At 65.5% G+C, this 12683-nt stretch carries 9 protein-coding genes; 7 read left to right on the top strand and 2 right to left on the bottom strand.

Translation table 11 applies throughout. The features are described 5' to 3' along the window. Nucleotides 1–3: 3 nt before the first annotated feature. Complete coding sequence (locus ACX9NE_RS14635) at nt 4–1317, bottom strand: adenosylmethionine--8-amino-7-oxononanoate transaminase (RefSeq protein ID WP_459362821.1); 1314 nt, start codon at nt 1315–1317, stop codon at nt 4–6. Between the two features lie 61 nt (nt 1318–1378). On the opposite strand from ACX9NE_RS14635, the gene ACX9NE_RS14640 reads away from it, so the two are divergent. From ACX9NE_RS14640 to treZ, 6 genes are all read left to right on the top strand, one after another. Then, on the top strand, nt 1379–1780 hold the full coding sequence (locus ACX9NE_RS14640; RefSeq protein ID WP_459362822.1) for a hypothetical protein: 402 nt from the start codon (nt 1379–1381) through the stop codon (nt 1778–1780). Between the two features lie 324 nt (nt 1781–2104). Continuing rightward, nucleotides 2105–2917 (top strand): NlpC/P60 family peptidoglycan-binding protein RipD, encoded by an 813-nt coding sequence (gene ripD / locus ACX9NE_RS14645; RefSeq protein ID WP_459370730.1) that lies wholly within the window; start codon nt 2105–2107, stop codon nt 2915–2917. Between the two features lie 77 nt (nt 2918–2994). Continuing rightward, complete coding sequence (locus ACX9NE_RS14650; protein WP_459362880.1) at nt 2995–5136, top strand: acyltransferase family protein; 2142 nt, start codon at nt 2995–2997, stop codon at nt 5134–5136. A gap of 39 nt (nt 5137–5175) precedes the next feature. Next, a complete protein-coding gene (gene glgX / locus ACX9NE_RS14655) occupies nt 5176–7371 on the top strand; it encodes a glycogen debranching protein GlgX (RefSeq protein ID WP_459362824.1) in 2196 nt (731 codons plus the stop codon). A gap of 3 nt (nt 7372–7374) precedes the next feature. After that, nucleotides 7375–9675 carry a malto-oligosyltrehalose synthase gene (treY, locus tag ACX9NE_RS14660; protein WP_459362825.1) on the top strand — a complete coding sequence of 767 codons (2301 nt, stop codon included), beginning with the start codon at nt 7375–7377 and terminating at the stop codon, nt 9673–9675. Continuing rightward, a complete protein-coding gene (gene treZ / locus ACX9NE_RS14665) occupies nt 9668–11395 on the top strand; it encodes a malto-oligosyltrehalose trehalohydrolase (protein ID WP_459362826.1) in 1728 nt (575 codons plus the stop codon). Before treY ends, treZ begins: the two co-directional genes overlap by 8 nt. A 30-nt stretch (nt 11396–11425) precedes the next feature. On the opposite strand, the gene yaaA is transcribed toward treZ, so the two are convergent. Next, nucleotides 11426–12217 (bottom strand): peroxide stress protein YaaA, encoded by a 792-nt coding sequence (gene yaaA, locus ACX9NE_RS14670; protein ID WP_459362881.1) that lies wholly within the window; start codon nt 12215–12217, stop codon nt 11426–11428. 169 nt (nt 12218–12386) lie between these two features. Here yaaA and ACX9NE_RS14675 point away from each other — a divergent pair, with 169 nt between their 5' ends. Continuing rightward, complete coding sequence (locus tag ACX9NE_RS14675; RefSeq protein ID WP_459362827.1) at nt 12387–12683, top strand: DUF4190 domain-containing protein; 297 nt, start codon at nt 12387–12389, stop codon at nt 12681–12683.

A 12683-nucleotide genomic window follows, 5' to 3' on the forward strand; every position in this document is an offset into this window, starting at 1 on the left:
TGATCAGACTACGAGCCGGGCAACCTGCACCATCGCCGAGGTGATCTGAGCGATCTCGCCGGACGTACAGACGTAAGGCGGCATCGCGTAGACCAGGTTGCGAAACGGCCGCAACCACACACCGCAGTCCAGCGCCGCGGGCGTCGCCATCGCCAGATCGACCGCTTGCTGACACTCGATGACACCGATGCCGCCGCACACCCGCACGTCGGTGACCCCCGGCAGCGTGCGGGCCGGTTCCAGTCCGGCGCTCAGCGCGGCAGCGATCTCGGCGACGCGGGATCGCCAGTCTTGGGCCAGCAGCACGTCGACACTGGCCACCGACACCGCGCACGCCAGCGGATTGGCCATGAACGTCGGCCCGTGCATCAGGGCGCCGGCGCTACCGCCGCTGATGGCGTGGGCGATGTCGGTGGTGCACAGGGTGGCGGCCAGGCTGAGGTATCCGCCGGTAAGTGCCTTTCCGAGGCACATGATGTCCGGGCTGACACCGGCGTGGTCAGCGGCGAACAGCTCACCAGTGCGTCCGAAACCAGTGGCGATCTCGTCGAAGATCAGCAGCACCCGGTGGCGACGGCAGATCTCGCGCAGGTCGGTCAAATACCGCGGGTCGTGGAATCGCATCCCGCCCGCACCCTGCACCACCGGCTCGACGATGACGGCCGCCAGTTCGGCCGCGTGCCCGGCCAGTTGGGCCTCGAATGCCGCACTGTAGCCAGGGTCGTAATCACGCGGCACCTGCGGGGCGAACACCTGGGGAACCAGCACGTCGGCCCACAGCGAGTGCATGCCGCCCTCGGGGTCGCAGACGCTCATCGGCGTGAAGGTGTCGCCGTGGTAGCCGCCGCGCCAGGTCATCAGGCGATGCTTGCCAGGTTGGTCCAGGCTGCGCCAGTACTGCAGCGCCATCTTGACCGCGACCTCCACCGACACCGATCCGGAGTCGCTGAAGAACACCGTGTCCAGGCCCGCCGGGGTGATCTGCACCAGCAGTTGGGCCAACCGGGCTGCGGGCTCGTGAGTCAGACCGCCGAACATGACGTGGTTCATCGTGCCCAGCTGGCCGATCATGGCCGCGTCGAGCACGGGGTGTCCGTGGCCGTGAATGGCAGTCCACCAGGAGCTCATCGCGTCCAGTACCTCGACCCGGTGACCGTCGCGAACCAGGGTCAGCCAGGCACCGCGGGCAGCGACGGCCACCACCGGAGGTATCGCTTCGCTGCCGATCGTGCTGTACGGGTGCCACAGATGCGCGGCGTCGATCGCGCTGACCTGCTCGGGCGTCAATCCGGGTTCCGGTTCTCCCGCCGCTTCCACGAAAGCCGACATTAGTCGGTTGAGGTCGCACAAAACCCGATCATCGGGAAGCATGCAGGGCATGGCCGCACCCGAACAACTCCGCGACGCCGATAGTGAAAGACCGCGGGTCATCCGACTGCGCCTCGTGCCGTGGGACGTCATCACCATGTTCGTGCTGCTGGGACTGCTCGTTGCCGCGGCCACGATGACGAGTTGGCCGACCCGGCTGTTCGCCTTCACCGACAACGTCTGTCAGGGCGACGACTGCCCAATGGTGCCGTTCGGCGTCAACTTCTACATCTACCCACTGGTGTGGGGTGGCATCGGGGCGGCCGGAACCGCTGCCCTACTGGGACCGTTCGTTTCGCTGGTGAAGGGCTGGTTCATGTCGTTCTGGCCGATCGTCGCGGTCGGAGTACTGAGCCTGGCCTCGGTGCTGGGCCGCGCGCTAACGGATTTCAGCAACACGTTCGGCCGCTAACCGGTCCGCGCAGCATCACGCGGCAGCAACGTATTGCGACCGAAATCACAACTGCCGTCACAAGATTGACCCTCTCAATCACTGTCCGGTCACGTTCGTACAAATAATGTTTTGCGCCTCTGGCGGACACATATCTCTGTTGTCAAAGTGTCTGTAGTGACTGGTGTGAATTCACCTCGGTTAACCGAGGTGGAGCATGCCATCAGGTCCAGCGGCGCTCGGCCCCGAAGAGGCGGCCATCGCTCCTGAACGCCGGCGGATGCGCGCGGTCACCGCGCTGATGCACAGAGGGGCCCACCGGGCCTCAGGAAACGAGGGAACGAAATGAAACGCGTCTACGCCTTCGCGATCGGGCTGCTGATGTTCGCGGCACCAATGGTGACTGCCGTCGGGATAGCGTCCGCAGATCCCTACACCCGGTCCAACGACTACCAGCAGGTCGCCGACACGGTGATCGCGCGCGGGCTCTCACAGCGCGGAGTCCCGTTCTCGTGGGCCGGCGGTGGTGTCACCGGCCCCACCCGCGGCACCGGTTCAGGCATCAACACCGTCGGCTTCGACGCGTCGGGCCTGATCCAGTACGCCTACGCCGGCGCCGGACTCAAGTTGCCACGTTCCTCGGGTCAGATGTACCGCGTCGGCGAAAAGGTCCTACCCCAGCAGGCCCGCAAAGCTGACCTGATCTTTTACGGCCCCGAAGGGACCCAGAGCGTCGCGATGTACCTCGGCAACGGTCAAATGCTCGAGGTCGGTGATGTCGTACAGGTCTCGCCGGTGCGCAGCAGTAACATGGCGCCGTACCTGGTCCGGATCCTGGGGACCAACTCGTTACAGACGGCTCCGGCCGCACCGCCCCAGCAAGCACCGGCCCAGCAGGTCCCCGGTCAGCAGGCCCCGGCCCAGCAGATCCCCGGCCAACAAGCCCCGGCCCAGCAGATCCCCGGCCAACAAGCCCCGGCCCAGCAGATCCCCGGCCAACAAGCCCCGGCCCAGCAGGCGCCGCTGCAACAGCAGGCAGCGCAGCCACCGCTGCAGCAGGTGATCCCCCAGCCGGCGGCTCCCCTGGTGCCGACGCCGCAACCGCCGTTGCAGCTGGTGCCCGTACCACCCGCGCCGGCCGCTGCCACTCCGCGGTAACCCACTCCCCGAATCCTGATCGCCGCCACTCGCTCGGCAAGGAGCGGGTGGCGGTTTTCGGTAAGTTAGCGGTGACCATGCAGACCCTGTCACCGCCTCCAGCCCCGGCCGCCCAGGCGAAGTCCGGAGGGATGGGCACGCGTTCGTCGGGGTTCTACCGGCACGATCTCGACGGTCTGCGCGGTATCGCGATCGCCCTGGTCGCGGTGTTCCACATCTGGTTCGGACGGGTGTCGGGCGGTGTTGACGTATTCCTGGCCTTGTCCGGGTTCTTCTTCGGCGGCAAGGTGCTGCGTTCGGCACTCGGTGGGTCACTGTCCCCGGGAACCGAGGTAGTCCGGCTGATCCGCCGGTTGGTGCCGGCGCTGGTCGTCGTGCTGGCGGGTTGCGCATTACTCACCGTCCTGATCCAGCCCCAGACTCGTTGGGAAGCGTTCGCCGATCAGAGCCTGGCCAGCCTGGGGTACTACCAGAACTGGGAACTGGCCAACTCCGCGGCGGATTACCTGCGCGCCGGTGAGGCGGTCAGCCCGTTGCAGCACATCTGGTCCATGTCGGTGCAGGGCCAGTTCTATCTAGCGTTCCTGCTGGTGATAGCCACCGTCGCCTACCTCGGCCGCCCGCTCGGCAAGCATCTGCGCATGGTCTTCGTGGTACTGCTCACTGCGCTGACGGTGACGTCATTCGTCTACGCGATCATCGCCCACCAGGCCTATCAGGCAACCGCCTACTACAACAGTTTCGCCCGGGCCTGGGAACTGTTGCTGGGCGCGCTGGTCGGCGCTGTTGTCCCCCACATCCGCTGGCCGATGTGGCTGCGCACCGTGGTCGCCGCGGTGTCACTGGCGGCAATCCTGTCCTGCGGAGCCTTGATCGACGGCGTCAAGGAATTTCCCGGTCCGTGGGCGCTGGTGCCGGTGGGAGCCGCGATGTTGATGATCATGGTCGGCGCCAACGTTGCGGCCGATCCGGCCACCCACGGCCGAATGCCGCTGCCCAGCCGGATGCTGGCATGGGGACCCCTGGTAACCCTGGGCGCGATGGCCTATGCCCTGTACCTGTGGCACTGGCCCCTGTTGATCTTCTGGCTGGCTTACACCGGCCACCCGCGCGTGAACTTCATCGAGGGCGCTGGCGTGCTGCTGGTGTCCGGGGTTTTGGCGTACCTGACCTACCGGCACGTCGAAGACCCGCTGCGTTACCGGGCAACCTCAGTGCCGGCGGCGCCGGTGGCGTGGCGGCTCCGCCTACGACGACCCACCATCGCACTGGGATCGGTGGTGGTGCTGCTGGGTGTCACCCTGACCGCGACGTCGTTCACCTGGCGCGAGCACCTCGTCGCCGAACGCGCCGGCGGAAAGGACCTCAGCGGACTGAGCGCAGCCGACTACCCCGGCGCGCGGGCACTGGTCAATCACGTGCGGGTGCCGAAGCTCCGGATGCGGCCCACCGTGCTGGAAGTCAAAGAAGATCTTCCCGCGTCCACCCGGGACGGATGCATCAGCGACTTCGTCAACCCGGCGGTGGTGAACTGCACTTACGGTGACACCGAAGCGCCGCGGACCATTGCACTGGCCGGTGGGTCGCACGCCGAACACTGGCTGACCGCGTTGGACCTGCTGGGTCGGCTGCATCACTTCAAGGTGGTGACCTACCTCAAGATGGGTTGCGCCCTGTCCACCGAACAGGTCCCGCTGATCATGGGTAACAACGCGCCCTATCCGCAGTGCCGGCAATGGGTGGAGACGACGATGGCCAAACTAGTCACCGACCGGCCCGACTACGTGTTCACCACCTCGACGCGACCGTGGAACATCAAAGCCGGCGACGTGATGCCCGCCACCTATATCGGGATTTGGCAAACGTTGTCGGACAACAACATTCCCATTCTCGGTGTCCGGGACACCCCATGGCTGGTCAAGGACGGCCAACCATACAACCCGGCGGATTGTCTGGCCAAGGCCGGCAATCCGGAGTCCTGCGCGGTTAAGCGATCCGACCTGCTCTCCGATCGGAACGGCACGCTGGATTTCGTCGCGCAGTTCCCGTTGTTGAAGCCACTCGATCTGTCCGACGCCATCTGCCGACCGGACAGCTGTCGTCCGGTCGAGGGAAACGTCCTGATCTACCGCGATCCCCATCACCTGACGCCGGCCTATATGCGGACGTTGGCGCCCGAACTCGGCAGGCAGATCGCGGCGATCACGGGTTGGTGGTGACGGGGGACTCGAGGCAGCGGACATGGATAAGGTCTAGTGATGTCGTCGACGGAGCGCGGAACGGAAAGTGTCAATGACGGCGCGGATGGCTCACCCGAACTGGCGACGGTTTGGCCTGGGGCGCCGTTTCCACTCGGAGCAACCTACGACGGTGCCGGTACCAACTTTTCGCTGTTCTCCGAAATCGCCGAGAGGGTCGAGTTGTGCCTGATCGCGCGCAACGGCCGGGAAACCCGAATCAATCTCGACGAAGTCGACGGCTACATCTGGCACTGCTACCTGCCTAACGTTACGCCCGGTCAGCGCTACGGATTTCGGGTGCACGGGCCGTTCGATCCGTCGGCCGGTCACCGGTGTGATCCGAGCAAGCTGCTGCTGGACCCTTACGGTAAATCGTTCGTCGGCGACTTCAAATTCACCCAGGCGCTGTTCTCCTACGACCTGGAGGTGGCCGCCGAAGACCCATCCGAAACCGGCATTCCCCCGATGGTCGACTCGCTCGGCCACACCATGACCAGTGTGGTGATCAACCCGTTTTTCGACTGGGCATCAGACCGGGCACCATGCACGCCCTATAACGAGACCATCATCTACGAGGCGCACGTCAAGGGGATGACGCAGACCCATCCGGGCATCCCGCATGAACTGCGCGGCACCTACGCCGGACTGGCGCATCCGGTGATCATCGACCACCTCAAGTCGCTGAACATCACCGCCATCGAGCTGATGCCGGTTCACCAGTTCATGCACGACCATCGGCTGATAGATCTGGGACTGCGAAACTACTGGGGCTACAACACATTCGGGTTCCTGGCCCCGCATTATCAGTACGCGGCCACCCGCAAACCGGGTGGGGCGGTTGCCGAGTTCAAGTCAATGGTGCGCACCTTCCACGAGGCGGGCATCGAGGTCATCCTCGACGTGGTCTACAACCACACGGCCGAGGGCAACCACCTCGGGCCGACCATCAACTTCCGCGGCATCGACAACGCCGCCTACTACCGACTGGTCGACGGTGACCTGCGCCACTACAAAGATTTCACCGGTACCGGCAACAGCCTTAATGTGCGCCACCCGCACACCTTGCAGCTGATCATGGACTCGCTGCGCTACTGGGTGCTCGAGATGCACGTTGACGGATTTCGGTTCGACCTCGCGGCCACCCTGGCCCGAGAGTTCTACGACGTCGACCGGCTGTCAGCGTTTTTCGACCTGGTACAGCAGGATCCGGTGGTAAGCCAGGTCAAGTTGATCGCGGAGCCGTGGGATATCGGCGAAGGTGGTTACCAGGTCGGCAATTTCCCAGGTTTGTGGACCGAGTGGAACGGGAAATACCGCGACACTGTGCGCGAATACTGGCGGGGCGAGCCCGCAACCCTGGGCGAGTTCGCTTCCCGGCTGACCGGGTCGTCGGACCTGTACGAAGCGACCGGCCGCCGGCCCGGCGCCAGCATCAATTTCGTCACCGCCCACGACGGATTCACCATGCAGGACCTGGTGTCCTACAACGAGAAACACAACATGGCCAACGGTGAGGACAACCGCGACGGAGAAAGCCACAACAGGTCGTGGAACTGCGGCGTGGAAGGCCCCACCGACGACCCGGACGTAATCTCTCTACGCTGCCAGCAGATGCGCAACTTCTGGGCAACGCTGATGGTCAGCCAGGGCACCCCGATGATCTCCCACGGCGACGAGATCGGGCGGACCCAGCTGGGCAACAACAACGTCTACTGCCAGGACTCCGAGTTGTCCTGGATGGATTGGTCGTTGCTCGAAAAGAATGCGGATCACCTGGCCTTTGCGCGCAAGGTCACGTGGCTGCGCAAAAAGCATCCGGTATTCCGCCGGCGCCGCTTTCTCAGGGGACGCCCGATCCGCAGCGGCGAAGCCGATGTTCACGACATCGCCTGGCTGACACCTTCTGGTCAGGAGATGACCGATCAGGACTGGGACAACGACTTCGGTAAGAGCATCGCGGTGTTTCTCAATGGCCAGGCCCTGCGTGAACCGAATCGCCGTGGCGAACGCATCGTCGATGACTCGTTCCTGCTGTGCTTCAACGCCCACGATCAGGACGTCACTTTTGTTATGCCCCGCGGCAACTATGCGCAGCAATGGACGGTGGAGCTGGACACCACCAGCCCAACCGGCGTCGCCGAACGGGTGGCCGCCGAAGGCGACGAGGTAGCGCTACCCGGACGCTCCGTGCTCATCCTACGTAAGACGTTGTGACAGATGGCTTCTCAGATATCGGCAACCTACCGGTTGCAGCTTCGCGGTGCGTCCAGCGGTTTCGCATTCACCTTGCACGACGCTGAGAAGCTACTCGACTACCTTGACGAACTCGGGGTGTCCCACGTATACCTTTCGCCAGTCCTGACCGCGACCACCGGTTCGTCGCACGGTTACGACGTCACCGATCCGACAACGGTTTCGCCTGAGCTCGGCGGCGCGGAGGGGTTGGCCCGGTTGTCCGAGGCCGCGCGGGCCCGCGGTATGGGCCTGGTGATCGATGTGGTGCCCAACCATGTGGGGATCGACCAGCCTCAACAGAACGCCTGGTGGTGGAATGTGCTGCGGCACGGGCGGGACTCGGAATATGCCGGGTTTTTCGACATCGACTGGACGTTGGACGACGCGGGTCGAATCGTGTTGCCGTTATTGGGTTCTGACGAAGATGCGGCCGATCTTACCGTTGACGGCGACCTGCTGCGGCTGGGCGATCTGGCGCTTCCGATCGCCCCGGGCACCGGCGACGGCCCCGGCCCGCAGGTGCACGAGCGCCAGCACTACCGGCTGGTGGGCTGGCGCAATGGGGTGGTCGGATACCGCCGGTTCTTCTCGATCACCTCGCTGGCCGGGCTGCGCCAGGAGGACCGCAGCGTCTTCGACGCCAGCCACGCCGAAGTCGCTCGTTGGTTCAGCGAGGGCATCGTCGACGGCGTGCGCATCGACCATCCCGACGGATTAGCGGATCCGGCGACCTATTTGACCTGGCTGCGCGAGTTGGTCGGACCCGACGCCTGGATTGTGATCGAGAAGATTCTCGGCGTCGACGAGGCCCTGGAACCCACACTGCCGGTCGGGGGCACCACCGGCTACGACGTGCTGCGGCAGGTGGGCGGTCTCTTTGTCGACCCGCAGGGTCAAGCCGCGCTCACCGAGCTCGTCGAATCCGCGGGCGTGCGCTACAGCGCGATGCCCGAGATGTTGGCGGAATTGAAGCTCCGCGCCGCCACCGACACCCTCGGCAGTGAGCTGGCCCGGCTACGGCGCAGCATCGTCGTGACCGCGGGTGCCGACGATCCGCGGCTGCCCGATGCGGTGGCCGCCCTGCTGACCCACATCGACGTTTACCGGTGCGACTACCAGTCGCTGTCGGCGATCCTATCCACCGCCCTGGCGAAAACCGAAGCCGCGCAACCGGATCTCGGACCCGCGCTGGCCGTGCTGGCCGCGGCGCTGGCCCATGGCGGTGAACCGGCCACCCGCCTGCAGCAACTGTGCGGCGCGGTGACGGCCAAGGCGGTCGAAGACTGCCTGTTCTACCGTGACGCCCGGTTGGTGTCGCTGAACGAGGTCGGTGGTGAGCCGCACCGGTTCGGAGTCGGAGTCGCTGAGTTCCACCAGAGTTCGGCCACCCGGGCACGGCTGTGGCCGGCAGCGATGACGACGCTGACCACGCACGACACCAAACGCGGCGAGGACGTCCGGGCCCGCATCGGCGTCCTCTCGCAGGTGCCGTCTTTGTGGACAGAATTCGTGCGGCGATGGGAGAAGCATGCCCCCTCCCCCGATCCCGCAACCGGACAGTTCTTGTGGCAAAACATCTTCGGCGTCTGGCCGGTAAGCGGCGAGGTCACCGCGGAGCTACACGACCGACTGCATTCCTACGCCGAGAAGGCGATTCGGGAGGCGGCCTGGCACACGTCGTGGAACGACCCGAACGGCGATTTCGAGGGCGCCGTACACAGCTGGCTGGACACCGTGCTGGACGGGCCGGTAGCCGGCGAGCTGACCAAACTCGTCGGCCAGCTCAACCCGCATGCCGCCAGTGATGCGCTGGGGCAGAAGCTGCTCGCACTGACCGTGCCCGGCATTCCGGACGTGTATCAGGGCACCGAGTTGTGGGATGACAGCCTGGTCGACCCGGACAACCGTCGTGAGGTCGATTACTTGACCCGGCGCAAGGCGTTGAAAGACCTGCAGCATCCCAAGCTTCGCGTGGTCACCACGGCGCTTCGGTTGCGGCGCTCGCGGCCGGACTGCTTCGTGGATGGCGACTACGTACCGGTGCTCGCCGCAGGCCGGGCCGGCGACCACATCGTGGCGTTTCGCCGCGGTCCCGGCATTCTGGTGGCGGTTACCCGCTGGACGGTGGCGCTGGCCGACACCGGCTGGGGGGACACGGTATTGCCGCTGCCCGACGGATCATGGACCGACCGGCTGACCGGCGCGATGGTCAGCGGGCCGACGTCGGCCATCCGATTGTTCGGTGAGTTGCCCGTGGTGCTGCTGGAGCGTCTTGATGACTGAGTTCAAAGTATGGGCACCAAGACCCGAGCTGGTGCGGCTGGATGTCGACGGCGCGGTGCATGACATGGTCCGCTCCGACGACGGGTGGTGGCATGCCGATGTCGAAACAAGACCGGATGCCCGCTACGGCTTCCTGCTCGACGACGACCCCACCGTGCTGCCCGACCCGCGTTCACCCCGCCAGCCCGACGGGGTACATGAACGCTCCCAGCTCTGGGACCCGTCGGGTGCGGGTTGGACCGACAACGAATGGGCAGGCCGGTCCGTCGAGGGCGCGGTCATCTACGAACTACAAATCGGCACCTTCACGCCCGACGGCACGTTCGAATCCGCGATCGGAAAACTGGACTATCTTGTCGATCTCGGCGTTGACTTCGTCGAACTGATGCCGGTCAACTCTTTTGCGGGGACGCACGGCTGGGGCTACGACGGAGTGCTGTGGTACAGCGTGCACGAACCCTACGGCGGACCCGACGGTCTGGTCCGGCTCATCGATGCCTGCCACGTCCGCGGGCTGGGGGTGCTGATCGACGCGGTGTTCAACCACCTCGGCCCCTCGGGCAATTACCTGCCGAAGTTCGGACCGTATCTGTCGTCGGCCAGTAATCCATGGGGCGAGGGGATCAATATCGCCGGCGCCGACTCCGACGAGGTGCGCCGTTACATCATCGGCTGCGCGTTGCGGTGGCTGCGTGACTTCCACGCCGACGGCCTGCGACTGGACGCGGTCCATGCGTTGGTGGACCTCACCGCGGTACACCTGCTCGAGGAGCTCGCCACCGAGACCGGTTGGCTGTCAAGGCAATTGGGCCGTCCCCTGAGCCTGGTCGCGGAGAGCGACCTGAACGATCCGCGATTGATCACCCCGCGCGAGCGGGGCGGATACGGACTGACCGCGCAGTGGGCTGACGACATCCACCACGCCATCCACACCGCGGTATCCGGCGAACGGCAAGGCTATTACGGCGATTTCGGATCCGTCGCCACGCTGGCGCAGACACTGCGCCACGGCTTCTTCCACGCCGGCACCTACTCGTCGTTCCGGCGGCGCCGGCACGGGCGGCCACTGGACACCAGCCAGGAAACCGGCATTCCGGCGACCAGGCTGCTGGCCTACACGTGTACCCACGACCAGGTCGGCAACCGCGCCCTCGGAGACCGCCCCTCGCAGAACCTGACCCCGGGCCAGCTGGCCGTCAAGGCCGCTCTGGTACTGGCGTCGCCCTATACCGCAATGCTTTTCATGGGCGAGGAATGGGGAGCGTCGACGCCGTTCCAATTCTTCAGCTCGCATCCCGAACCGGAGCTGGCCGAAGCCACCCGGAAGGGCCGCAAGGCGGAGTTCGCCGAACACGGCTGGGACGCCGACAAGATCCCCGACCCCCAGGACCCGGAGACGTTTCAGCGCTCCAAGTTGAACTGGGCTGAGCTCGCATCGGGTGAACACACCCGCCTACTCGCGCTCTACCGCGACCTGATCAACTTGCGGCACAGCGAGCCTGACTTCGCCGACCCGTGGCTGGATCACCTCGTCATCGACTACGACGAGGATCAGCGCTGGATCGTGCTGCGGCGCGGGGAGCTGGCGATCGCGTGCAATCTCGGCACCGAGGCGGCATCCGTGCCGGTCAGCGGTGAACTGGTGCTGGCCTGGGACGCGCCGCAGATCGGCAAGGACTCCACTCGGGTCCCGGGGCACTCCGTCGCCATCCTGCGGTAACTTCCTAGCGCGAGCAGACGCGAACTCGCACTATTCCGGCCCGTTTTGGCTGATTTTGCGTCTGCTCGCCCGTTGGTCCGGTCCCGCCGGAACGACAAGGGTCACATCATTCCCGCTGCGCTCCACCCGCAGGCCGGCTCTGCGGGCCACCGCGGCGACCGCGGCCGCATCATCGGGCTCGGCGCGAGTGACAGCCAGAGCACGGGCCAGCCGTCCCTTGTGCGCCTTGTTGAAATGCGTGACCACCGCCCGCCGGCCATCCGGGTACTCGGCCAGCACATGCACGCGGACGGCTTCGGGTGCCCTGCCCAACGCGACATACGACCCCGAGCGGAGATCGATGATCAAGTGGTTGTCGGCCAACTTCGCGAGTAGCGGTTCCAGCACGGGCCGCCACCGGGCGGCCAGCGTAGGTTTGCCGGGCAGTTTCGACGTTGCGGACAGGCGATACGCGGGCACCTGGTCGTCAGCGCGAAGCAGGCCGAACAACGCCGAGACGATGAACAAGCGGGCAGATGCGCGCTTGGCGCCAGCGCCGCGCAGCGAGTCTATGTCCAGCGCGTCGTAGAGGACCCCGGTGTAGCGACGGATGGCCGGCAGTGTCGGTGCTACGCGGAGGGCCGCGTTGCGCTCGATCTCGGCGACCTGCGACACCGAGACGCCCAACGCCGATCTACTCGCCGCCGGGTCTGACGCCAGATCGACGAGCTCTCCCAACAGCGCCGACCGCAAGGGATTCTGCTGCGGATAGCCCAGGCTGCCGAGTTGCAAGGGTAGGCCGTCGCCCCCCGCCCGCTTGGTCTCCGACGGCGGTAGCAGCATGATCACGAGTGCAGACGCTAGCCTGCGCCCACAGCGCCCTCCTGGCGAGCGGACACAAAATCGCATAGGAGCGCACGCTCCAGCGCGATTTTGTGTCTGCTCGGCATACGGCATTCGGCATACGAAGGCTCCAAGAATCCTTCCAGCGCGATACGTCACGCTCTTGGACATGACGACGTTCGCGCCCGAGTTGGTCGCCCTATCCCCCGCCCCGGCAGTCAAGCGCTCCACGGTCACCAAGATCAGCGGTCTCGCCGTGATGAGCCTGGCCTTGGGCGCCTTGCAGTACGTCGTTCTCTTCATCCCATGTTGGCTGGTCACGATCCCGTTCGGCATCCACGCGCTACGCCAGACCGACAAGGACACCGCCACCAGTCGCGGGGTGGCGATCGCCGGCCTGGCGCTGTCGGTCATCCACTTCGCCGTCTACACGTTCGTGTTCATCTGGCTGCTCACCACCGCCTAG

The sequence above is a fragment of the Mycobacterium sp. ML4 genome (assembly GCF_054515735.1).

Excerpts from the sequence above, each read along its gene's own strand:
- ACX9NE_RS14640 (WP_459362822.1), top strand. The coding sequence starts at position 1,379 with ATGGCCGCACCCGAACAACTCCGCGACGCCGATAGTGAAAGACCGCGG.
- ripD (WP_459370730.1), top strand. The coding sequence starts at position 2,105 with ATGAAACGCGTCTACGCCTTCGCGATCGGGCTGCTGATGTTCGCGGCA.
- ACX9NE_RS14650 (WP_459362880.1), top strand. The coding sequence starts at position 2,995 with ATGCAGACCCTGTCACCGCCTCCAGCCCCGGCCGCCCAGGCGAAGTCC.
- glgX (WP_459362824.1), top strand. The coding sequence starts at position 5,176 with ATGTCGTCGACGGAGCGCGGAACGGAAAGTGTCAATGACGGCGCGGAT.
- treY (WP_459362825.1), top strand. The coding sequence starts at position 7,375 with ATGGCTTCTCAGATATCGGCAACCTACCGGTTGCAGCTTCGCGGTGCG.
- treZ (WP_459362826.1), top strand. The coding sequence starts at position 9,668 with ATGACTGAGTTCAAAGTATGGGCACCAAGACCCGAGCTGGTGCGGCTG.
- yaaA (WP_459362881.1), bottom strand. The coding sequence starts at position 12,217 with ATGCTGCTACCGCCGTCGGAGACCAAGCGGGCGGGGGGCGACGGCCTA.
- ACX9NE_RS14675 (WP_459362827.1), top strand. The coding sequence starts at position 12,387 with ATGACGACGTTCGCGCCCGAGTTGGTCGCCCTATCCCCCGCCCCGGCA.